Consider the following 22,600-nt stretch of genomic DNA (forward strand, 5'->3'; position numbering starts at 1 on the left):
ACGGATGAAGCCTGTGACGATTATCGCTATAAAACACCAGTTAATGCAATTCTTCAATGAAGTTTCTTTGAAAAAGACCGCCTTCCGGTGCGGATTTATGCAACGCATCAGAAATATCGAACCCCATGTGTTGATCCTCAGCCTTATCGCGGCGCTCAGTACGGGTCAAGTGACGTCTATTGCTCAGTTACACCAAAAATTTAATGGCATGTGCCCCGATGAAAGGCAACAAGTCAGTTACCGTCCCTTTTATAATCAACTCCGTAAAGCCGCCTTTGTCGAATTTGTCAAAATATTGGTGAAATTTGCTCTGGCACAATGGGGAGAAAATCAGGTCTCATCCCCCCAAAAACTCATGAAGTTTAAACAGGTTATTTTACAGGATGGGAGTTCGTTCAAAGTCCATTCTGCCCTGGCTGACATTTTTCCTTATCGATTCAAAAAAACCGCTGCCGCGGTGGAATGTCACATGACGATGTCACTGCTGACCCAGTCTCCGCTAAAGATGACCGTAACCGCCGATACAGCCTCTGAGCGGGCTTACCTGCCTGCACCAGAAACGTTGCGTGACCAATTATTCCTGGCGGATGCCGGCTATGTTGATTTTGATTATTTTGAGCAAATGTCACGCTCAGGCGGTTCATTTATTGTGCTGGGTGGCAAGTCTCTCAATCCTCAGATAGTCATGGCACGCAATGGTCAGGGGAAATTATTACCTAAACTGCCAGAGAAACCTTTGAAATCCATCACCCGCAGGACTAATCGTTCCGAAGTACTGGATTTGATTTGTCGGCGAAATGGTTATGAATTTCGCCTTATTCGCCGCTGGATTGCCGAAGAAAAACGTTTTTGTCTCTGGCTGACGAACTTACCCGTGGAAGAATTTACGGCCAATGACATCATGGATATTTATCGTTGTCGCTGGCAAATCGAATTGCTGTTCAAGGCGTTAAAATCACACACAAACTGGCACGGTTTTGCCACGAGGAAAGAAACGTTAACCACGGGGCTTATCTGGCTGAGTTTGCTGGCTCTATTGCTCCGGCGCTCGCTGGCAAGACGATTATTCCCCGCTGTTTCGCTGCGCAAAGCGGCTCAAAATACGGAGATTTGGCTCTGGCCAATAATAGATAATCTTCTCCAAAGAGCTTGGTCGGAAACCTGTTTTTGGCTGGAAAAAGCCTAAGCGTATTTATGCCAGAACGCGTTCAAAACATCGCAAAGAAAAGCATATAAAAACAAAACATTGGATGCCTGTTTTGAAAGGCTTAATTCTTAAGATCCTGTATATGATCTTTAGTTATTCCATTGATGGACAACCGTATCTTTTACGCCAGCGCAAATGTGATCATCTGGTGACGGTACACAAGTTGATTACAGGCGGGAAACAGGGAGAGAAAACTTCGACTGGGCAAAAGTGGGTAAATTATTATGACTTGATGTTCCCATTTGTTATTGAGAATGAGCAATATGTTTTTGGTTTAGCCAAGGACTTTATTAATGCACCACAAAGTACAGATAAATCATTTTGGATTATTGCAAAGTTGGATGAAAAAGGACAGAAAAAAATAATAGATAGTGGATATTTTGATGTTAGTTATGATGTTGGGTTTGCATATAATATTGGAGGAAGGCAGTTTATCTTACTTCATGGCAAAGAAAATGGATGGCCTGTTATATCTTACGAAATTTTTACGAAAGGAAAAATGAATCGTAAACCTATATATCAACATAACTGGGATAATTTTTACGGAGCTATATTCTTTTTTTCAATGGAAGGTAAGCAATATATATACTGTCACACAGAGGCTACTAGAAAGATTTATACATTTGAATTTAACAAGAATGGAACCATAGGTAATATGGCATATTCTGATACGTGGGCATATTATTACTATCCTCAGAACCCCTTTTTTACTAAAGGAGAGTATTATTACTTTGGTCAGAGGTTCTATGATAATTATTGGTTTGTTTCTTACATATATAGTAAGGGTGTTCCTGAGCATGTTAACGAACACGAAGCTCCATGGGATACGAGTTATCAATATTTAATTCCATTTTCCATTGGTGAAAATCAATATTTTTTGAGGCAGGATCAGAGTAAGGAACATTGGTATATTGCAGAGCTTTTTGCTGATGCAAATATGGGAGTTGACACTGACTCCAGCGATAACCATTAATTCCTGTTAATATGTATATTCAAGGATTTCAAGGTAAGTAGTGACAAAACTTAGGCATCAGAACTGCTGGAAAATAGCATTATTTTCAAACTTGTTTATCAGTGGACAGAACTGGCTCACGATTGTGAGCCAATTCTGTTATTTCATATAAAGTTCCTTTGAATTTTTCAACTTAGCAGGAAGCATCAAAAGATGAATTCTATTATACCGATTCTCTGATTAACTCACCGCTAATGAGACAAAACCCCAATAAACGAATTGGAGTATTGAGTAGTGGATTGAACTGAAAGCAGAGTTTAAGGATGGATTAAAACAATGCTTTCAGTTGGTATATCAACTTCTCGCCTTCGACGTTAAACTCAGCGCAAATAACATTGCGGCACAAAGTACAACAGAAGGCCCTGCGGGGGTGTTATAAAATGCCGACAAAGTTAACCCTCCTGTGACAGAAAGCATACCGACAATTATCGCAAAAACAGCCATTTGCTCTGGCGTGCGGGAGAAGCGACGGGCAGTCGCAGCAGGAATAATCAGCAGAGAAGTGATAATTAATGCACCGACAAATTTCATCGCCAACCCGATGGTTAATGCTGTTACTAACATCAACAGAACACGCAGACGTTGAATTTTAATGCCATCAACAAAGGCCAGATCCTGGCTGACTGTCATTGATAGCAGGGCACGCCATTGCCATGCCAGCAATCCGGCAACAATCACGACACCAGCCGCAATCAACCAGAGATCTTCATAAGTCACAGACAGAAGATCGCCAAATAAGTACGCCATCATATCGACTCGTACACTGGTCATAAAGCTGACGACGACTAAACCTAGTGAGAGCGAACTGTGAGCTAGAATACCCAGTAATGTATCAACTGCCAATTGAGGCCGTTTTTCCAGCCAAACTAAAATAATGGCTAATATGAGTGTCACCGCAATAACAGCATAAAATGGATTGACATTCAGTAAGAAACCAAATGCAACACCGAGCAATGATGCGTGGGCCAGTGTGTCACCAAAATAGGACATTCTGCGCCAAACAACAAAAGAGCCGAGAGGGCCTGCGGCAATTGCCAATAACATTCCGGCCAGCCAGCCAGGAAGTAATAATTCAATCATCGACGTGGTTCTCCACCATTTTTAAAAATCGCTTTTCCTTTCAAATCATGATGATGATTATGGTGATGACGGTAAACCGCCAGTTGTTCCGCACCGTGGCGACCAAACATTGCGATAAATTCTGGATGTATTGATACAACTTCCGGTGTGCCAGAGCAGCAAATATGTTGATTAAGGCATAAAACTTCGTCTGTTTTCGCCATTACCAAGTGCAGATCATGGGATACCATAAGTACGGCGCAATTCAGTTCTGTTCTGATTTGGTTGATTAAATCGTAAAGTGCCAATTGACCGTTGACATCAACGCCCTGTGTCGGTTCATCAAGAACTAAAAGTTGGGGGTGATTGAGTAAGGCTCTGGCAAGTAATACTCGCTGAGTTTCTCCACCTGACAACTTTTGCATGGGTTGCTCCAATAAATGGGCAGCGTTGACCCGATTTAATACTGGCATGATATCTGCTGATTTCACGTTGGGCCTTAGCATCATGAAGCGCTTAACAGTCAGAGGCAATGTAGGGTCAAGGTTAAGCTTCTGTGGAACATAACCAATTTTTAACGCCGGACTCTGTTCAATAGTGCCTGAAGAGGGTTGAACTAAACCGAGGACAACACGAACCAGAGTTGATTTTCCTGCGCCGTTTGGGCCAATGAGCGTCAGAATTTTTCCTTGTTTGAGATTGAAGGAAATATTATTCAGCACCTTGCGGTGACCAAATTCAACCGTAATATTTTTTAGGGTGATCATATTCAGAGTGATCATAGTTGGCATGTTAAAAGTCTTGCAGAATTATTGAGATGTTATAATATAACATTACTCAGTTTACTGCATGGAATATTCATATTATGTTACACAAGTCACAGAAATACGCGCATAAATATTTTCGTAAAATTGCGTTAGCCACTGCGTTAGTGGCTGGAGTGAATTGCTTTGCGCAGGCAGATGTTGTCACTTCCATTCGTCCGTTGGGTTTTATCGCTGCGGCTATTGCTGATGGTGTAACAAATACTCAGGTGCTTTTGCCTGATGGCGCTTCTCCACATGATTATGCTTTACGGCCTTTGGATGTCCAAAAAATCAACCAAGCTGATTTGGTTGTCTGGATTGGCCCGGATATGGAAACATTTTTGGCGAAGCCGATAGCTAGAATTGATCAGAACAAACAACTCGCATTGGCTGATCTATCTACAATCAAGCCATTATTGTTGAAAAATAGCGAAGATGATAATCACTCAGTTGAATCGAATCAGCATAAACATGAAACTGATCACGAACACCATCATCACGGTGAATATAATATGCATATTTGGCTTTCTCCAAAGATTGCGGAGAAAGCAGCTCAGGCAATATATGATCGGCTTGTTGAACAGTACCCTCAACAAAAGCAGCAGTTACAAGTAAACCTACGTAAATTCAATGGACAGCTCATACAAACTGATAAGAATATTGCTAATATTTTAAATCCTGTAAGAAAACAAGGGTATTTTGTTTTTCATGATGCGTACGGCTATTTTGAAAAACATTACCAATTAGCTCCAGTAGGCGTTTTCACGGTTAATCCTGAAATACAGCCGGGAGCACAAAAATTACACTATATACGAACACAATTGGTTGAGCAGAAAGCGAAGTGTATTTTTGCTGAACCTCAATTCAGGCCGGCCGTCATTCATGCCGTAGCAAAAGGTACTGGTGTACGTATCGGGGTGCTTGACCCTTTGGGAAGTGGCATCGTATTGGATAGTGACAGCTATATGAAATTTATAACTCAGTTGTCGGAACAATACGCGAGCTGCCTGAATTAGTACAATAAGGAATTTTATTAGTGCAGCAAATAGCTAAAACTATTGTTTTGGTATACAACAACCTGCCCAAACCACATAAGATCATGCTTGGTTCTTTGACGCTGGTCACTTTGGCTGTCGCAGTGTGGAGGCCGGTTATTTACCATGAACGGGAAGAACGTGCAGGTAACATTATTATCAGTACTCCCAGTACCCTCCCTGATGCGACAGATGATGTAGCAGGAGATGTTAATGAGCAGTTCCCCGATGAAGGAATTGGGGATGAAGAAGGGAGTTCGGATACAGCAGCAAATGTTCCCCATCAATATGTTGTTTCCCAAGGTGATACCTTAAGTTCTATTTTAACTCAGTTTGGTATTGATTCCTCGGATGTGGCTTTGTTGGCGAACCAATATGGGGCATTACGTAATTTAGGTATTGGTCAGTCATTGTCATGGTCGATTGATGAAAATGGCAATTTAAAAACACTGACGTGGGATATATCACGCCGTGAAACCCGTACGTATACCCGCGAAGGGGATACCTTTAAAGAAACGCAGGAATTTCAAAAAGGGGAATGGAAAAACAGTGTCATCACAGGAACAGTCGATGGCAGCTTTAATGGTAGTGCGCTGACTGCCGGGCTGACGAGTAGTGAAGCCAGAGAAGTCACAAAAGCGCTGCAATGGCAAATAGATTTCCGTAAATTGCGTAAAGGTGACCGTTTTTCTGTGTTGATGTCCCGTGAAATGCTCGATGGAAAAAGTGAACAGGGCCAATTATTGGGGGTTCGTTTACAAAGTGGCGGGAATGATTATTATGCTTTCCGTGCCAATGACGGGCGTTTTTATGATAGCAATGCGTCTGGTTTAGAACGTGGCTTCCTGCGTTTTCCGACGACTAAACAATTCAGGGTTTCATCTCCTTTTAATCCGCATCGTTTAAATCCGGTAACCGGGCGGATCACTGCACACAAAGGGGTTGATTTTGCCATGCCAGTAGGAACCCCTGTTTTGGCAGTCGGTGATGGAGAAGTGATCGTATCTAAGTTTGATGGAGCTGCTGGTAATTTCATCGCCATCAGGCATGGTCGCCAATATACGACCCGATACATGCACCTGAGAAAATTGTTAGTAAAACCGGGTCAGAAGATAAAACGAGGCGAGCGTATTGCATTATCAGGAAATACAGGCCGTTCGACTGGCCCGCATTTGCACTTTGAATTCTGGGATAACCAACAGCCGGTTAATCCACTTACTGCAAAATTACCGCGTTCCGGTGGCTTAAGTGGTAAAGAACGTGCCGAATATATAGCAATGGTTAAGGACGTTAAACCTCAATTGTTACTAGACTGAATGTATAGGTTTTTCGATAATTAACAGACATAAAAGCGGATGATTGATATCATCCGCTTTTGTATTATTTTTTTGTTGGAAACTTGCGTTTTGAAAGCGAGTGTTGGAATCATCAGAGTTAGCCCATGAATAAAGAGAAAAATACAAATAGTAAGTTGGGATATATCCCGAAGTTTCATCGATCTTATTTGCATCCCCGTTATTGGGGGATTTGGGCTGGCGTAGGAGTATTGGCAGGGTTGGCTTATGTTCCTGTGAAATGGCGTGATCCATTGTTGGCCAGAATAGGTGTTTGGGCAGGCAGAAAAGCGAAAAGTGCCCGCCGCAGGGCGAAAATCAATTTAATTTACTGTTTTCCTGAGCTAACAGAACAGCAGCGCGAAGACCTGATTGATCGCATGTTTGCTACCGCACCTCAATCCTTTGTTATGCTGGCGGAGCTTTGCCTGAGAGGGGAAAAATCGACACTTGAACGCACTCAATGGCATGGTGAAGAGATTATTCAAACCCTAAGAGAGCAGGGTAAGAATGTCATTGTTATGGTTCCACATGGTTGGGCCATTGATATTCCCGCCATGTTATTGGCAGCACGCGGCCAGAAAGTATCAGGCATGTTTCACCATCAATCCAATCCTGTCGCTGATTATTTGTGGAATAAGGCTCGTCAACACTTTGGTGGTCAGTTACATTCCCGCGACGCAGGAATTAAACCCTTTATTGCATCAATACGTGAAGGATTTTGGGGATATTATTTGCCCGATCAGGATCATGGTGAAGAACACAGTGAATTTGTCGATTTCTTTGCCACTTATAAAGCAACACTGCCTGCGGTCGGGCGATTAATGAAAGTTTGCCGTGCGGCTGTTGTCCCGCTATTTCCGGTTTATAACTGTCAAACTCATCAATTGGATATTTATATCCGTCCACCAATGGACGATATTGCGGGGAAGGATGATGCTTATATTGCCCGCCGTATGAATGAGGAATTAGAGGAGTTGGTTAAGCCAAATCCTGAACAATATACCTGGATCTTAAAATTGCTTAAGACACGGAAAGAAGGGGATATAGAGCCTTATAAAAGGAAGGATCTTTAATTGCTGAATAATTAACCTTCGTTTTATTTGAGAATAATATTTTCAGAGGCCCGTAGGTTTTTATAATAAGGGGCAGTGTAATGCCCCTTATTATTTGATTAATAATCCACTATTCTACTTCAAGTATACGACAAGTATTGGTGCTGCCAATGGTTCTCATCTGATCGCCCTGAGTCACCAGCACTAAGTCTCCAGAGGAGAGATAGCCTTTATCACACAGGCGGGCAATAGCTTCGCTTACCGCAGCGATCCCATCAGTGTGCGAACTGCAATAAACGGGAGTTACACCACGATAAAGGGCAGTGCGGTTTAAGGTCGATTCATGGCGTGACATGGAGAAAATAGGCAAGCCAGAGCTAATACGAGACATCATGCGAGCCGTGCGCCCTGATTCCGTCATGGCAATGATTGCCTTGACACCTTTAAGATGGTTGGCGGCATACATTGTAGACATTGAAATAGCTTCTTCAATGCTGTCGAATGTAATATCTAAGCGATGTTTGGAAACGTTGACGCTTGGCATTTTTTCAGCGCCCAAACAGACTTGCGCCATCGCTGCAACGGTTTCCGCCGGATATTGACCTGCTGCCGTTTCAGCAGAGAGCATAACCGCATCGGTGCCATCCAATACCGCATTGGCAACATCCATGACCTCAGCACGAGTCGGCATTGGGTTGGTGATCATGGATTCCATCATTTGCGTAGCAGTAATTACAACTCGATTCAGTTGACGAGCACGGCGAATCAGCTTCTTCTGCACACCGACCAGCTCAGGATCCCCGATTTCAACACCGAGATCACCACGGGCAACCATGACAACATCAGCCGCCAGAATGATTTCATCAATAATTTCATCACTGCTGACCGCTTCCGCACGCTCAACTTTAGCGACGATTTGGGTATCACAACCCGCATCACGTGCAAGGCGGCGGGCATAATTCAGATCTTCACCTGAACGCGGGAAAGAAACAGCAAGGTAATCAACACCAATTTTGGCGGCAGTAATGATATCTTCTTTATCTTTTGCTGTCAGTGCCTCAGCTGATAAGCCCCCACCCAATTTATTGATACCTTTATTGTTAGAAAGCGGGCCTCCCACTGTCACTTCCGTGAATACTTTCATGCCCTCAACATTCAGGACTCTCAATTGAACCCGCCCATCATCCAATAGCAGGATATCACCGGCCATAACATCAGACGGTAGGCCTTTATAATCTATACCGACTTTTTCTTTATCTCCTTCTCCCTTACCCAGATTGGCATCCAGCAGGAATTTATCCCCAATATTGAGGAAGATTTTCCCTTCCTTAAAAGTGGATACGCGAATTTTGGGCCCTTGAAGATCACCGAGAATGGCGACATGACAGCCCAAACGGGCAGCAATTTCGCGCACTTTATTAGCACGTTGGATATGATCTTCCGCAGTGCCATGAGAAAAATTAAGGCGGACAACATTGGCTCCCGCGTTGATAACTTTTTCTAGATTGTTGTCACGATCTGTAGCCGGGCCAAGTGTAGTGACGATCTTTGTTCTTCTGAGCCGTCTGGACATGTATTACTCCGTTGACCTGTGAAGTATGAATCTTCGGTTACCGTAGGATAACCATTTTTATTTACTGACGATTACCCTCGTACTGCAAATATGCAGACGAGGAAAAGTCTACATATGCTATCAGTCTGGAGAGTTGATAAATAGTGAACAAAAACACAGTCTATTTTCCGGTTTATTCATGCTTATCAAACCGCGAATTACGCAATGCTTCCTTGACCCTCTTCAAATTATCCCTGAATTTTGAGCCTCGGCGCAGTGTAAAACCGGTTGCCAGCACATCAATGATGGTAAGTTGAGCAATTCTTGAAACCATTGGCATATAAATATCCGTATCTTCGGGAACATCCAACAGAATGGAAAGTGTTGCTTCTTGTGCTAAGGGAGAACTTGTCGAGGTAATGGCGATGACCGTTGCATCATTTTCACGAGCCAGTTTGGCAATTTCGACGAGGCTTTTTGTTCGTCCTGTATGGGAAATCAGGACGACAACGTCCCCTTCGGTACTGTTAATGCAGCTCATTCTTTGCATCACAATATCGTCAAAATAGGTAACCGGGATATTGAAGCGAAAAAATTTATTCATGGCATCATGGGCTACCGCGGCTGATGCCCCTAAACCAAAAAAAGAGAGTTTTCTGGCCTGTGTCAATAGATCAACCGCCCGGTTAATGGCCGCAATATCCAGATTATTTTTGACTGTTTCCAGGTTTGCCATCACCGATTCAAAAATTTTATTGGTATAAGAGGTGACGCTGTCACTTTCTTCTACATTGCGATTCACATAAGGTGTACCATTAGCGAGGCTTTGTGCCAGATGCAATTTAAAATCGGGGAAACCTTTGGTATTCATGCGACGACAGAAACGATTAACTGTAGGTTCACTCACATTCGCCATTTTAGCCAGAGTGGCGATACTTGAATGGATGGCAGTCTGTGGTGAAGCAAGGATGACCTGCGCAACCTTTTTCTCTGACTTACTCAAAACATCAAGACTATTTTGGAGCTGTTCCAGTGTGTTCATAAGACGCGGTTCAACCTCGGTTTTAACGATTTCATTAACAGGAGAAATCTATGTCATTTTTATGAAAATATACTACTTGTTATTGAAAGCTGGCAGTGGCAACAACCGGATAAGTTAAGATTTTTCATGAAAATATGACAAGTGTCTAACTTTCAACTTAGTAAGATTATTTCTTAAACGTTGTAAGTTTTCAGTTAATTGTTGCTATTTGGTATGAATTCCAGCCAATTCTCAATATCAATATAAAAACCAGCATGAATGTAAAAAACAGTATACAGAAAACGGGGTGTGAAGGTTATTTGAGCAGTTTTTTTCCAACAAATTCTATATTGCATTCAACTAAGCAGCAACATGAAAGTGGGAGAGCATACATGAATAATCGGTGTTTACTGCTTATAACCAAAAGAGTACATTACTCGCAGGTTATGTAAAAAAATTACAATATCCCGTAATTGAGGAGATGCAACATGGCGGTGACGTCTACAGCTCAGGCTTGTGATTTGGTAATTTTTGGGGCGAAAGGAGACTTAGCACGCCGGAAATTAATGCCTTCCCTTTACCAGTTAGAAAAGGCGGGTTATATCCATCCAGATACCCGAATTATCGGCGTTGGTCGTGCTGACTGGGATAAAAAAGCCTATACCAAGGTCGTTGAAGAAGCGTTGACTACATTTATGCCCGAGAAATTGGAACCTGAATTGTGGAAAAAGCTGAGTTCACGTCTGGAATTCTGTAATTTGGACGTTAATGAAACGAAACATTTCACCGAATTGGCAAAAATACTTAGTAAGGATAACTTACCGGCTATTCACTATTTTGCCATGCCGCCAAGTACGTTTGGCTCAGTGTGTCATGGGTTAGGGGCTGCGGGATTGAATAAAGAACCCAATCGCGTTGTAATGGAAAAGCCGTTGGGAACGGATCTTGCTTCTTCCAAAGCCATCAATGATGAAGTTGCAAAATACTTCAATGAAAGTCAAATCTACCGCATTGACCACTATTTGGGTAAAGAAACCGTATTGAACCTGCTGGCGTTGCGTTTTGCCAACTCACTCTTTGTCAATAACTGGGATCACCGCACGATTGATCACGTGCAAATCACCGTTGCTGAAGAAGTCGGAATCGAAGGGCGTTGGGGGTATTTTGATCAGGCCGGACAGATGCGTGACATGATCCAGAATCATCTCCTGCAAATTCTGACGATGATTGCCATGTCTCCGCCAGCAGACCTGTCAGCCGATCGCATTCGTGATGAAAAAGTGAAAGTTTTGCGTTCATTGCGTCGGATTGACCAGACCAACGTGCGGGAAAAAACGGTTCGCGGGCAATATACCGCAGGTTTTGTGCATGGTAAAAAAGTACCCGGCTATCTGGAAGAAGAGAGTGCAAATAAGGCCAGTAAAACGGAGACTTTCGTATCAGTTCGTGTCGATATTGACGATTGGCGTTGGTCTGGAGTGCCTTTTTACCTGAGAACGGGGAAGCGTTTGCCAGCTAAATGCTCAGAAGTTGTTGTCTATTTCAAAGAGCCTTCTCTTAATCTGTTTGCTGGATCCTACCAGCAATTACCGCAGAATAAATTGACTATTCGCTTGCAGCCAGATGAAGGTATTGATATCGAAGTGCTGAATAAAGCACCGGGGTTAGAACATAAGCACCGTTTACAAACGACCAAACTGGATTTGAGTTTCTCTGAAACATTCAATCAGACACACCTTGCCGATGCTTATGAAAGATTACTGTTGGAAGCTATGCGCGGTATTCAGGCATTGTTTGTCCGTCGTGATGAAGTAGAAGAAGCATGGAAATGGGTAGATTCCATTATGGAAGCATGGGCGGCAGACAACGAGCCACCGAAGCCTTATCAGGCAGGTACTTGGGGGCCTGTAGCTTCTATCGCTATGATTACCCGCGATGGGCGTTCATGGAACGAGTTTGAATAACGAGTTCTGTTTTCTATTATTATTATCTGACCGCGCTGCGGTCAGATCTCATCCAAAATTATTTTTTTCGATTTCTTGAAATTCGTCACGTTTAAAAAAGTTACTATAGGTTATTAGTTGATCGATTTTAATGCAATAAGAATGAGTAGGAAGAGAAGAAATTATGCGTGTTGATGATACAAAAACTTGGCATGCTCAATGGGTGTTAAGACGTGAGCAGATAAACAGAGTGAGGAGCAGGCAGGGAGAAGATGTTGGTGATGAGTGGGTTTCTGAACGTATAAGAAGGCATGATAACAGTGCACCAGAAAACGTGCTATCAAGGTTGAATACAGTTTATAAAAACAAAGCCAAAATAATTCACCATAACTGTCTGGATATGTTTAATGTTAACGATATACCGGGAGACAGAAGACCCAAACCTCCTTTTAAACAACTACTCGAAAGTTTAGAGAATATATATATTCTTGAGCGGTCTTGGCCTGAATCCAGTAGGCATATACGGCAGCGGTCTAGATTTAATGTGTTTAAACAGTGTTGTTGGCCTAACCCGAGACATGATGATGACGACAGTTATTATTATGTGATGAAAAGAATAGATTCAATGGAGGCGCCAGTACACGTTCCGAATGGACATTACATATATGTTATATATTCTGATATGCCCCAGATTGTTGTATGTAATTTTTGTGACTTCTCCAAGCCTTTGGTTATCGGTCACACTTCGCTAATCAAAGGCAGGATTTTATGGTATCGCCATGATGTCAACGAACCTCTCCCAAATGATGATGAGATCAATTATACAGCATACCCTGTACTATTAGCCGGTGAACTTTTTTTTACTGGTGGTAAATTAATCCGATGGAATAATCGGAGTGGGCATTATCGCCCCAAAAGTTCTCCTGTGTTAGAATTTGGTGCAACAGATCATATATTGCCCCGCAAACTGTTTCAGCGAATTGGCTTGTAAAGTTAACTGCTTACCTGAAAAATTTGCTTGTCAGTTGTGTTTATTGTTTGAATATGCTAGAAATACAAGTCAATCAATTACATCACTAATATGAGGGTTCGTAGTATATCACACAGTGAACATCGTGTGATGAAAGAATAAAATATCATGAATAGCGCCAAAAGCGTCAACATTCAACACAGTAACAAAATTCAACGTTGTACCCACGTTTTTTTCCTCTCAGCTATCTTATCCAGTGAGCACTACTGGTGCAGCGCTCTTTAGGGCCTTTCTCCTGTTAACCGGTTTTTCACCGGCAATTCTTATTTGCCAAAATATTTGGCTAAAACGTCAGTTTGATTTCTGATATCGCGTAATTGCACTCGCGGCTGCTCTTGTTGGCATTTATAGCTTAAATATCTTGGCATGCTTTATCAGTATGTTCAGGAGAAGGATAATGATTTATTGGATGTTTCTTGTACTGGCGATTGTGGCAGAAGTGATTGGGACTCTGTCAATGAAACAAGCCAGCGTTTCGGGTGATGTTACAGGCATGATCGTGATGTACACCATGATCACAACTTCCTACATTTTGTTGGCCATTGCCGTGAAAAAAGTGGCATTAGGCGTGGCTTATGCCTTATGGGAAGGTATTGGTATCCTGTTTATTACTACTTTTAGTGTACTGTGGTTCAACGAATCTTTGTCATTGATGAAGGTTGGGGGATTGGCATTGCTGATGGCCGGAATTGCTTTGATCAAAATGGGATCAAAAAAAGCCCCCGGCAATTCGTCAAATGGTTCCTTAAATAATACTTCAAGCACGCAGATGAAGGAGGCATAACATGTTGACCCAATTTGAATGGTGGCATGCTGCGTTCCTGATTCTGGCTGTTTTTTTGGAAATCATCGCGAATATTTTGCTGAAATTATCTAACGGTTTTCAACGCTTTTGGATAGGTATTTTATCTTTAGTTGCGGTATTGGGGGCTTTTAGTTCGTTGGCTCAGGCAGTTAAAGGCATTGAACTTTCTATCGCTTATGCTTTATGGGGAGCATTCGGTATTATCGCGACAGTGGCAGCGGGTTGGATTATGTTCAATCAGCGGCTGAATTTTAAGGGATGGGGTGGCATTGTGCTGCTGCTAGTCGGCATGATTATGATCAAAATGGCTTAAGTCTCATCGATAAAATGGCATTGAGTGACTGGCATGGCTCTCAATGCCATATGAGTTTTGATGGGTTCAGATTATAAAGCAGCGATAATTTTGATTTCTACTTTATATTTTGGATTCATCAACTCAGCCTGAACGGTACAACGGACAGGTGCACTTCCGGCAACGACCCACGCATCCCAAGCCGCATTCATACCCGCAAAATCAGCTTTGTCCGCCAGAAAAATTGTCGCATCCAAAATCTTACTCTTATCTGATCCAAGGCGATGTAACAGGGTATCAATGGCTGCCAGTGTATCGGCGGTTTGTTCTGTAATATCGCCATCCAGCTTTTCTGGTACGCTGGTATAATAGATAGTGTCATTATGAACGACCGCTTCTGACCAACGAGTATCTGGATCAATGCGTTTAATAGTCATTAAATCTCCTGTTAATTTATACAGTTTTTTGCTGAATTGGGTGGTTATTGCAACTCAGTATTGGCATAATTCTGCCACATTTTATTGAAAGAGACAGTTTGTGTCAGACGATTTTGCGAAAAATGGCATGCTTGCCAAAGCTATTCCGGGTTTTAAACCGCGTGATGCCCAGCGAGAAATGTCTTCGGCTATTGCGATTGCGATCGAAAAGCAACAACAATTGGTCGTGGAAGCAGGGACGGGAACCGGTAAAACATTTGCTTATTTGGTACCTGCTTTGCGTTCCGGTAAAAAAGTGATTATTTCCACGGGATCTAAAGCATTGCAGGATCAGCTCTACAATCGGGATCTTCCTACCATTGTCAATGCCTTGGGTTTTACGGGCAATTTGGCGCTATTAAAAGGGCGCTCGAATTACTTATGCCTTGAACGCCTCGGACAACAATCAATCGGCAATTCGCAGTCGGAAGCTGAAATATTGGCGGAAGTGATCAAACTGAGACATTGGTCAAGTCATACGGATAATGGTGATATCAGCACTTGCCATCAAGTGGCGGAAGATAGCACTGTCTGGCCGTTGGTTACAAGTACGAATGATAACTGTCTTGGTAGCGATTGCCCGAGCTATCAGGAATGTTTCGTCCTTAAAGCCCGTCGTAAAGCAATGGAAGCCGATGTGGTGATTGTTAACCACCATCTGTTTATGGCGGATATGGTGGTTAAGGATACCGGGTTTGGTGAATTAATTCCGCAGGCTGATGTGGTTATCTTTGATGAGGCACATCAACTTCCTGATATCGCGAGTCAATATTTTGGTCAGCAGTTAAGTAGCCGTCAATTGATGGATCTATCGAGAGATATCATCATGGCTTATCGCACTGAAGTGCGGGATCAGGCTCAGTTGCAAAAAAGTGCAGATCGTCTTAGTCAAAGTGCGCAAGATTTTCGCCTGTCATTGGGAGAAAACAGCTATCGGGGCAATCTTCGTGAAGTTTTGCAACAACAACATGTTCAGCGGGCACTTGTGCGATTGGATGATGCGCTGGAGCTTTGTTATGACGTCATGAAACTCTCTTTGGGGCGTTCAACGATGCTGGATGCAGCTTTTGAACGGGCAACAATTTATCGCAATCGTCTGAAACGTCTTATTGATGTCAGCATTCCCAATTACAGCTATTGGTTCGAAAGTTATGGGCGGCACTTTTTGCTGGCATTGACGCCATTATCTGTCTCAGACAAGTTCAGTGAAATGCTTCGTGAACAATCAGGTTGTTGGATTTTTACGTCGGCGACTCTGTCGGTCAATGAACAGCTCGAGCATTTCACCGAGCGTTTGGGCTTGAAATCCGCTCAGACACTGCTTCTCCCCAGCCCGTTTGATTACCAGCGTCAGATGCTATTGTGTGTTCCGCGTCATTTACCTTCGCCTAATCAGAATGGGGGTGCAAAGTGGTTGGCACGTATGTTGAAACCACTTATTGAAAGCAACAAAGGTCGCTGCTTTTTCCTCTGTACATCTCATCAAATGATGCGCAGTTTGGCGGAAGAGTTTCGTGCCAGTATGACATTACCCGTATTGGTGCAGGGAGAAACAAGCAAGGGGCAATTATTGTCCCAATTTATCTCAGCAGGTAATGCGCTGCTGGTAGCAACCGGCAGTTTTTGGGAAGGAGTAGATGTCCGTGGAGATACATTGTCCTGTGTCATTATTGATAAATTACCGTTTACAGCACCTGATGACCCGTTACTTAAGGCTCGTATTGAAGATTGTCAGCTTAAGGGCAGGGATGCCTTTAACGAAGTACAGCTTCCCGATGCAGTAATTAGCCTGAAACAAGGTGTCGGACGTTTGATTCGTGATATTGATGACTATGGCGTTGTCGTCATTTGTGATAATCGGCTGGTTATGCGCCCATATGGAGAGGTGTTTCTGAACAGTTTACCACCTGCACCTCGTACCCGTGATTTATCAAAAGCAGTAGAATTTCTGAAATCACGCCCATCACAGCCAGAGTAAAATTGTCGGGGCTATGGTAGTATAGCCCTCTTTTTTTGAATTCTATTCTTGCCGGAGTTAAGGCATGTCCACGCGGATTTTAGCTATTGATACTGCAACTGAAGCCTGTTCTGTTGCACTTTGGAATGAAGGTGTCGTCGAGGCACAGTTTGAGATTTCCCCACGAGAGCATACTCAACGTATTTTACCGATGGTTCGAGACGTATTATCAAAGGGCAACTTGAGTCTGCAACAATTGAATGCACTGGCATTTGGCCGTGGGCCGGGCAGTTTTACCGGTGTGCGGATTGGAGTTGGTATTGCTCAAGGTCTGGCATTGGGCGCTGAATTGCCGATGCTGGGTGTTTCTTCCCTGAAAACGATGGCACAAGGTGCATTTCGCCTCAAAGGGGCAACTAACGTTTTGGTTGCCATTGATGCACGTATGGGGGAAATTTATTGGGGGCAATACAGCCGCAATTCACAAGGTGAATGGCAAGGCGATGAAACAGAAGCGGTTTTAAAACCTGAACAAGCGCAAGTAATTATGAGTTCCTTGTCCGGTGAATGGGCCATTGCGGGAACGGGATGGGAAGCTTATCCTCAATTATTAGACAGCCACTTAACACTGGTAACCAGTGAGATTACTTTGCCTCATGCGGAAGATATGTTGCCATTGGCAGTTCAAATGTGGGAAGCGGGAGAAGCGACATCAGTTGAACATGCTGAGCCTGTTTACTTGCGTAATGAAGTAACATGGAAAAAATTACCGGGTCGTTAAGGTCTTATTGATGGCTATCTAAGTTATAGTCAGCTTGATCAAGCTTTATAGGGTCGGAGGAATTTATGTTCAATGGCACACGTTATCGAAGCATCCTGCAAGCAATATTGTTTTTGGGAATGGCGATTCTTGCGGGTTGTGTATCAGTTCCTGATGCTATCAAGGGAACGACTAAAACGCCGGTGGAAAATTTACTTTCCGTTAAAAATGCCCCTGAATTATATATTGGGCATGAAGGGCGTTTTGGTGGAAAAGTTCTCACTGTCTTGAATGAAAAAGATCAAACTCGGTTGGAAATTTCGGCTATGCCATTAGCAGATAATGCAGCCCCACGTTTGGCGGACGCTTCTCTGGGGCGGGTTTATGCTTACGTGAACGCTTTTTTAGAACCGAGTGATTTCAAAGACCGTTATGTAACTGTAGTGGGTTTGATTACGGGTCTGGAGAAAGGAAAAGTAGGTAATAGCCCGTATAATTACATTGCGATGAATGTCACGGGAATGAAACGCTGGCATGAATCTCAGAGAATGATTTTCCCTTCTTCGGTTGTCACTGATCCATGGGGCTACTACGGTAACCCTTTTGGCCCGGCTTGGGGAGTGTATTCACCATCCCAACCCGTATCTGTTGAAAAGATCCTAACCGAGTAAATTTGTTCACCAATCGAGTAGAGCACGATAACATAAATAGCCTCGCATTTTGCGAGGTTATTTTATATGCTGAATCCTATATTAAATTCTATTCTTAATAATTATCTTTTATTGGGTTATCCTGATTATAACCATTTGGAATAATACTGTGGCTTTAAGTCAAAAACCGGTGAGTCAGTGTATAATCAATGGATTATAAACCCAAGTGTTGGTTTTTTAGTTAACGGATTGATAAATAAATAAAAATAATGCAGGCGGCAATAGCCGCTTTATTTTTTGCAGTAATTAATTGTAATAAATTAGTGACGTGTATCGCCAACCTGAACAATGTTTCTTTTCAAACTGGTACGCTGAGTTAATAATTTGTTAAATATACAGGTCTGGTTTGTTTTATGGTCAGTGGTTACACCGCAATTAGATTTCAGGAGTATTCAACTTGGAAAAAGTCTGGCTAAAACATTATCCGGCAAATGTTCCGGCAGAGATCGATCCCGACCGTTATTCGTCGTTGATTGAAATGTTTGAAAATGCTGTGGCGCGTTATGCCGATCAAGTCGCATTTATCAATATGGGCGAAGTAATGACTTTCCGTAAATTGGAAGAGCGTAGCCGCGCCTTTGCTGCCTATTTACAGAATGGACTGGGGTTGAAAAAAGGGGATCGGGTGGCATTGATGATGCCGAATTTACTGCAATATCCCGTAGCACTGTTCGGCATTCTGCGTGCAGGGATGATAGTTGTAAATGTTAACCCACTTTATACCCCGCGTGAATTGGAACACCAGCTTAATGACAGTGGGACATCTGCTATTGTTATCGTTTCTAACTTTGCTCATACCTTAGAAAAGATTGTCTTCAACACCAAAGTCAAACACGTTATTTTGACCCGCATGGGAGATCAACTCTCTCGGCCAAAAGGAACTCTTGTCGATTTTGTTGTCAAGTACGTTAAGCGTCTCGTGCCAAAATATCATTTACCGGATGCTATTTCATTCCGTAGTGCTATGCACAAAGGCTATCGTATGCAGTATGTCAAACCGGATGTGAAAGGTGAGGATTTGGCATTTCTGCAATATACAGGCGGAACCACCGGAGTGGCAAAAGGTGCCATGCTGACTCATCGTAATATGTTGGCAAATCTGGAACAAGCCAAAGCATGTTACTCTCCATTATTGAAAATCGGACAAGAGTTAGTAGTCACTGCATTGCCTCTGTACCATATCTTTGCTTTGACGATAAACTGTTTGTTCTTTATTGAACTCGGCGGGCAGAACCTGTTGATTACTAACCCCCGTGATGTCAATGGAACGGTCAAGGAGTTATCTCGTTATCGTTTCACAGCACTATCGGGTGTTAACACGCTATTCAATGCTTGGTTGAATAACTCTGAATTCCAGAAGATAAATTTTTCTTCATTACGCTTATCTGTTGGTGGCGGTATGGCGGTGCAGAAAGTGGTTGCCGACAAGTGGGAAAATCTGACCGGTTGTCACTTGCTGGAAGGTTATGGATTAACAGAGTGTGCCCCTCTGGTTTCAGCCAACCCGCATGATTTGGCTCATTACAGTGGCAGTATTGGTTACCCCGTTGCTTCGACAGAAATCAAGCTGGTAGGGAGTGATGGTAATGAAGTTTCTCCGGGAGAAGCAGGCGAAATGTGGGTACGCGGGCCACAAGTCATGAAGGGTTACTGGGAACGTCCTGATGCCACGGATGAAGTGTTGAAAGATGGCTGGCTGGCAACAGGTGATATTGCCAACATAGATGAAAAAGGCTTTTTCCACATTGTTGATCGTAAAAAAGACATGATCCTGGTTTCCGGTTTTAATGTCTATCCAAACGAAGTAGAAGAAGTTGTTTCTTCCCATCCTAAAGTATTAGAGTCGGCAGCAGTGGGTGTTCCGAACAAAAACTCAGGAGAAGCAGTCAAAGTCTTTGTTGTTCGGAAAGATCCCAGCTTAACTGAGGATGAATTGAAGACACATTGCCGTCGTTACCTGACGGGATATAAGGTACCGAAACTTGTTGAATTCCGCGATGAGTTGCCGAAATCCAACGTAGGTAAAATCCTTCGTAAAGAGTTGCGTAATGAAGAATTAGCAAAAGCGGATAATTCTGCGATAAATTGACATCGGGAAACAAACCTTAATAACGGATTATTAATTAATCAAATGGCAAAAAGAAAATACTCAAGGTAGTTTGTACAAGACCTCATAGATCTCGTAGATAAAGGAGAAATGTTATGGGTAAGTACATTGTTGGTTATGATGGTGTTGATGAGAATAATTTAGTTTTAGTTAGTACACAGATTTCACTGGATATCGATGTAAGTACACTAGCTTCGGCGAGTGATTTCTTAACTGTATTAGAGAATAACGCCTTAATTCATGCTAAAGGGTTATATGACGGTGATGGTGTAACAAGAATTGCTAACGTCAGAATATACCAGTTGTAATATACAACATATTAAATAACCCGCTTTTTGATGAACCCCGAACGTTGGACACCCAACAATTAGGGGTTTTTTACTTCTAATGCCGTTTAACTGCGGTTAGGTACTTCTTCGTCTCGCATACCTCACCTTAATGTTTACTTGATATCGTGTGATGTGAATTTCTCAAAATTGTGGCAAGTGGAAAGCATGTCTAATACTATAGAAACAGCTATCCGAATAAAGGATGTTCAGAGATTTTTATTGTGTGTACATAACTGTGTACATTGTTATATTTTTTTAGTATTTATGGTTGTGTAACATAATGTATTTAAAGGATATTTTATTGTTTAATTGTAATTATCAGTTGATTACCACCGATGCTCAATTGCAGTCAATCTGTGAACGGGCAAAAAAACACGCAAGAGTTGCATTAGATACTGAATTTGTACGTACACGGACGTATTATCCCCAATTAGGTTTGATACAACTGTTTGATGGTGAACAGCTTTCTCTGATTGATCCCCTGGAAATTTCGCAATGGCAACCCTTCAGGGAATTATTGACTGATCCAGACGTTTTAAAATTTATCCATGCCGGAAGTGAAGATTTAGAAGTTTTCGGGAATAGTTTCCAGTGCTTACCAGAGCCTATGATGGATACGCAGGTACTGGCTGCATTTATTGGTCATCCGATATCATGTGGTTTTGCAACGTTGGTTGCTGAATATCTGAAGGTGGAATTGGATAAGAGTGAATCCCGTACTGATTGGCTGGCTCGTCCGTTAAGTGACAAGCAATGTGAGTACGCCGCAGCAGATGTTTACTATTTACTGCCTCTGGCCGATATCTTAATGGCGAAAACAGAGCTGGTGGGATATTTAGATGCAGCAAAAAATGAAAGCGCTCTGATTGCCCAACGCCGTAAAGAAGTATTAATGCCGGAATGTGCTTATAAGGATATTAGCAATGCCTGGCAATTGCGCCCAAAACAGTTAGCCTGTTTGAAAAAACTGGCGGCTTGGCGGTTAAATCAGGCTCGAGAACGTGATTTAGCGGTTAACTTTGTGATCCGTGAAGAAAATTTATGGCAAGTTGCCCGTTATATGCCGACTTCTTTGGGGGAATTGGATGCCTTGGGATTGAGTGGGCAGGAAATCCGTTGTCATGGCCGCCGGTTACTGTCTATGGTTGCAGAATGCAAAGATATTCCAGCAGAAGAATGTCCGGCTCAAATTATCAATTTAGTTGACTATCCGGGTTATCGTAAGGCTTTTAAGGAAATTAAGTCATTGGTTACTCAGGTGAGTGAATCTCATGCTTTTAGTGCGGAATTATTGGCTTCCCGCCGGCAAATCAATCAATTGCTTTGTTGGCACTGGAAATTGAAATCACCAGAGTATCAACCTGAATTACTTAAGGGTTGGCGTGGGAAATGGTTGGCTGAGTCTATCGCCGAAATATTGGAAAATTATTCAGTATGATAAAAACCAGCGTGATAGAGACTACAGTTCCATTTAAGGCATACAGTTTTTAAAAATACCGCTTTAATTCCCTGCCTGTTTATCAGGCAGGAAAGACAGAGGAGTGAACTTACTGTTGTGCCCGCTGTTCAAGATGCCAGCGCGTAATTCACAAATAATCCTGATTTTTTATTTTTTAAATTGACCATGATTTTAATTTCCATAGCAGCGTAAATTTTATACTCTCCGATAAAATTACTTTTATCCCGAATATGGAGAAGGAAATACAATAAGCAGGGAAACAGGCGAAAGATTGGATAAAAAGAGTTTACTATGGTGTTTGGCGGATCATAACCACCCGCTATGCGGGTGGTTATGATTGAGAAATCACAGCCCTAAATTAAATAGCATCATTGGATACGATTATTTTGGCAATTCCTCAACCTCAGGTAATGTTACATTAAGTTCCAGTACGGAAATGTCATCATTCTTTTGCTCAAACTGCACAGAAAGCATGTCTGGATCAATTTGTACATATTTACAAATTACAGCCAGAATATCCCGTTTCATTTCAGGCAAATAGGCAGGCTCAGAGTCACCACGGCGCCGCTCTGCCACGATGATTTGTAGCCGCTCCTTGGCAATATTGGCTGTCGGTTTTTTTCTCGACAGGAAGAAATCTAACAAAGCCATG

20 protein-coding genes and 1 pseudogene are annotated in these 22,600 nt (G+C 42.5%); 15 read left to right on the forward strand and 6 right to left on the reverse strand.

The genetic code is table 11. The features are described from left to right. Positions 1-13: 13 nt before the first annotated feature. Both Xmir_RS06835 and Xmir_RS06840 read left to right on the forward strand, forming a co-directional pair. A pseudogene (locus Xmir_RS06835) lies at positions 14-1,279 on the forward strand (IS4 family transposase). Next, on the forward strand, positions 1,260-2,180 hold the full coding sequence (locus tag Xmir_RS06840) for a hypothetical protein (RefSeq protein ID WP_145956873.1): 921 nt from the start codon (positions 1,260-1,262) through the stop codon (positions 2,178-2,180). Before Xmir_RS06835 ends, Xmir_RS06840 begins: the two are co-directional and overlap by 20 nt. Before the next feature lie 333 nt (positions 2,181-2,513). Here the strand turns inward: Xmir_RS06840 and znuB are convergent, their stop codons facing one another. Both znuB and znuC read right to left on the reverse strand, forming a co-directional pair. Continuing rightward, positions 2,514-3,299, reverse strand: coding sequence for a zinc ABC transporter permease subunit ZnuB (gene znuB, locus Xmir_RS06845; RefSeq protein ID WP_099113653.1), 786 nt, complete (start codon positions 3,297-3,299; stop codon positions 2,514-2,516). Continuing rightward, positions 3,296-4,069 (reverse strand): zinc ABC transporter ATP-binding protein ZnuC, encoded by a 774-nt coding sequence (gene znuC / locus Xmir_RS06850; protein ID WP_099113654.1) that lies wholly within the window; start codon positions 4,067-4,069, stop codon positions 3,296-3,298. The genes znuB and znuC overlap by 4 nt, the downstream gene beginning before the upstream one ends. Before the next feature lie 74 nt (positions 4,070-4,143). Between znuC and znuA the strand changes: the two genes are divergently transcribed. The 3 genes from znuA (at position 4,144) to lpxM (ending at position 7,528) form a co-directional block, all read left to right on the forward strand. Continuing rightward, positions 4,144-5,100 (forward strand): zinc ABC transporter substrate-binding protein ZnuA, encoded by a 957-nt coding sequence (gene znuA, locus Xmir_RS06855; protein WP_099113655.1) that lies wholly within the window; start codon positions 4,144-4,146, stop codon positions 5,098-5,100. A 20-nt stretch (positions 5,101-5,120) separates the two neighbouring features. Then, positions 5,121-6,434: a murein DD-endopeptidase MepM gene (gene mepM, locus Xmir_RS06860; protein ID WP_099113656.1), complete on the forward strand. Its 1,314-nt coding sequence runs from the start codon at positions 5,121-5,123 to the stop codon at positions 6,432-6,434. Positions 6,435-6,559: 125 nt separating this feature from the next. Further along, a complete protein-coding gene (gene lpxM, locus Xmir_RS06865; RefSeq protein WP_099113657.1) occupies positions 6,560-7,528 on the forward strand; it encodes a lauroyl-Kdo(2)-lipid IV(A) myristoyltransferase in 969 nt (322 codons plus the stop codon). A 109-nt stretch (positions 7,529-7,637) separates the two neighbouring features. On the opposite strand, the gene pyk is transcribed toward lpxM, so the two are convergent. Together pyk and Xmir_RS06875 are read right to left on the reverse strand one after the other, a co-directional pair. After that, a complete protein-coding gene (gene pyk / locus Xmir_RS06870; RefSeq protein ID WP_099113658.1) occupies positions 7,638-9,080 on the reverse strand; it encodes a pyruvate kinase in 1,443 nt (480 codons plus the stop codon). Positions 9,081-9,252: 172 nt separating this feature from the next. After that, complete coding sequence (locus Xmir_RS06875) at positions 9,253-10,101, reverse strand: MurR/RpiR family transcriptional regulator (RefSeq protein ID WP_099113659.1); 849 nt, start codon at positions 10,099-10,101, stop codon at positions 9,253-9,255. A 467-nt stretch (positions 10,102-10,568) separates the two neighbouring features. Here Xmir_RS06875 and zwf point away from each other — a divergent pair, with 467 nt between their 5' ends. The 4 genes from zwf to mdtI all read left to right on the forward strand — a co-directional run bounded on the left by zwf (position 10,569) and on the right by mdtI (position 14,171). Beyond that, positions 10,569-12,044 (forward strand): glucose-6-phosphate dehydrogenase, encoded by a 1,476-nt coding sequence (zwf, locus tag Xmir_RS06880; RefSeq protein WP_099113660.1) that lies wholly within the window; start codon positions 10,569-10,571, stop codon positions 12,042-12,044. A 163-nt stretch (positions 12,045-12,207) separates the two neighbouring features. Further along, positions 12,208-13,014, forward strand: a complete 807-nt coding sequence (locus Xmir_RS06885; RefSeq protein ID WP_099113661.1) for a hypothetical protein — start codon at positions 12,208-12,210, stop codon at positions 13,012-13,014. 436 nt (positions 13,015-13,450) lie between these two features. After that, positions 13,451-13,837, forward strand: coding sequence for a multidrug/spermidine efflux SMR transporter subunit MdtJ (gene mdtJ, locus Xmir_RS06890; protein ID WP_099113662.1), 387 nt, complete (start codon positions 13,451-13,453; stop codon positions 13,835-13,837). A gap of 1 nt (position 13,838) precedes the next feature. Further along, entirely contained in the window at positions 13,839-14,171 is a 333-nt protein-coding gene (gene mdtI, locus Xmir_RS06895) for a multidrug/spermidine efflux SMR transporter subunit MdtI (RefSeq protein WP_099113663.1), read from the forward strand. 71 nt (positions 14,172-14,242) lie between these two features. On the opposite strand, the gene Xmir_RS06900 is transcribed toward mdtI, so the two are convergent. After that, positions 14,243-14,587 (reverse strand): RidA family protein, encoded by a 345-nt coding sequence (locus tag Xmir_RS06900; protein ID WP_047964128.1) that lies wholly within the window; start codon positions 14,585-14,587, stop codon positions 14,243-14,245. Positions 14,588-14,687: 100 nt separating this feature from the next. Between Xmir_RS06900 and yoaA the strand changes: the two genes are divergently transcribed. The 6 genes from yoaA to rnd all read left to right on the forward strand — a co-directional run bounded on the left by yoaA (position 14,688) and on the right by rnd (position 21,927). Beyond that, positions 14,688-16,604 (forward strand): DNA repair helicase YoaA, encoded by a 1,917-nt coding sequence (gene yoaA, locus Xmir_RS06905; RefSeq protein ID WP_099113664.1) that lies wholly within the window; start codon positions 14,688-14,690, stop codon positions 16,602-16,604. Positions 16,605-16,668: 64 nt separating this feature from the next. Then, positions 16,669-17,364 (forward strand): tRNA (adenosine(37)-N6)-threonylcarbamoyltransferase complex dimerization subunit type 1 TsaB, encoded by a 696-nt coding sequence (gene tsaB / locus Xmir_RS06910; RefSeq protein WP_099113665.1) that lies wholly within the window; start codon positions 16,669-16,671, stop codon positions 17,362-17,364. A gap of 65 nt (positions 17,365-17,429) precedes the next feature. Then, positions 17,430-18,014, forward strand: coding sequence for a Slp family lipoprotein (locus Xmir_RS06915; RefSeq protein ID WP_099113666.1), 585 nt, complete (start codon positions 17,430-17,432; stop codon positions 18,012-18,014). Positions 18,015-18,450: 436 nt separating this feature from the next. Then, positions 18,451-20,142 (forward strand): long-chain-fatty-acid--CoA ligase FadD, encoded by a 1,692-nt coding sequence (gene fadD / locus Xmir_RS06920; RefSeq protein ID WP_099113667.1) that lies wholly within the window; start codon positions 18,451-18,453, stop codon positions 20,140-20,142. Between the two features lie 113 nt (positions 20,143-20,255). After that, positions 20,256-20,468, forward strand: coding sequence for a hypothetical protein (locus Xmir_RS06925; protein WP_099113668.1), 213 nt, complete (start codon positions 20,256-20,258; stop codon positions 20,466-20,468). A gap of 301 nt (positions 20,469-20,769) precedes the next feature. After that, entirely contained in the window at positions 20,770-21,927 is a 1,158-nt protein-coding gene (gene rnd / locus Xmir_RS06930; RefSeq protein WP_099113669.1) for a ribonuclease D, read from the forward strand. Between the two features lie 402 nt (positions 21,928-22,329). Here rnd and minE read toward each other — a convergent pair whose 3' ends face one another. Then, the gene (gene minE / locus Xmir_RS06935; RefSeq protein WP_099113670.1) at positions 22,330-22,599 is read right to left on the reverse strand and encodes a cell division topological specificity factor MinE; all 270 of its coding nucleotides are present in this window, start codon (positions 22,597-22,599) and stop codon (positions 22,330-22,332) included. Position 22,600 lies beyond the last annotated feature (1 nt).

It is taken from the genome of Xenorhabdus miraniensis, assembly GCF_002632615.1.

Coding starts and splice junctions, on each gene's coding strand:
- Xmir_RS06875 (WP_099113659.1), bottom strand. CDS start 10,101: ATGAACACACTGGAACAGCTCCAAAATAGTCTTGATGTTTTGAGTAAG.
- mdtJ (WP_099113662.1), top strand. CDS start 13,451: ATGATTTATTGGATGTTTCTTGTACTGGCGATTGTGGCAGAAGTGATT.
- minE (WP_099113670.1), bottom strand. CDS start 22,599: ATGGCTTTGTTAGATTTCTTCCTGTCGAGAAAAAAACCGACAGCCAAT.
- znuA (WP_099113655.1), top strand. CDS start 4,144: ATGTTACACAAGTCACAGAAATACGCGCATAAATATTTTCGTAAAATT.
- lpxM (WP_099113657.1), top strand. CDS start 6,560: ATGAATAAAGAGAAAAATACAAATAGTAAGTTGGGATATATCCCGAAG.
- tsaB (WP_099113665.1), top strand. CDS start 16,669: ATGTCCACGCGGATTTTAGCTATTGATACTGCAACTGAAGCCTGTTCT.
- Xmir_RS06925 (WP_099113668.1), top strand. CDS start 20,256: ATGGGTAAGTACATTGTTGGTTATGATGGTGTTGATGAGAATAATTTA.
- pyk (WP_099113658.1), bottom strand. CDS start 9,080: ATGTCCAGACGGCTCAGAAGAACAAAGATCGTCACTACACTTGGCCCG.
- Xmir_RS06900 (WP_047964128.1), bottom strand. CDS start 14,587: ATGACTATTAAACGCATTGATCCAGATACTCGTTGGTCAGAAGCGGTC.
- Xmir_RS06885 (WP_099113661.1), top strand. CDS start 12,208: ATGCGTGTTGATGATACAAAAACTTGGCATGCTCAATGGGTGTTAAGA.
- rnd (WP_099113669.1), top strand. CDS start 20,770: ATGTATTTAAAGGATATTTTATTGTTTAATTGTAATTATCAGTTGATT.
- Xmir_RS06915 (WP_099113666.1), top strand. CDS start 17,430: ATGTTCAATGGCACACGTTATCGAAGCATCCTGCAAGCAATATTGTTT.
- mdtI (WP_099113663.1), top strand. CDS start 13,839: ATGTTGACCCAATTTGAATGGTGGCATGCTGCGTTCCTGATTCTGGCT.
- zwf (WP_099113660.1), top strand. CDS start 10,569: ATGGCGGTGACGTCTACAGCTCAGGCTTGTGATTTGGTAATTTTTGGG.
- znuB (WP_099113653.1), bottom strand. CDS start 3,299: ATGATTGAATTATTACTTCCTGGCTGGCTGGCCGGAATGTTATTGGCA.
- znuC (WP_099113654.1), bottom strand. CDS start 4,069: ATGCCAACTATGATCACTCTGAATATGATCACCCTAAAAAATATTACG.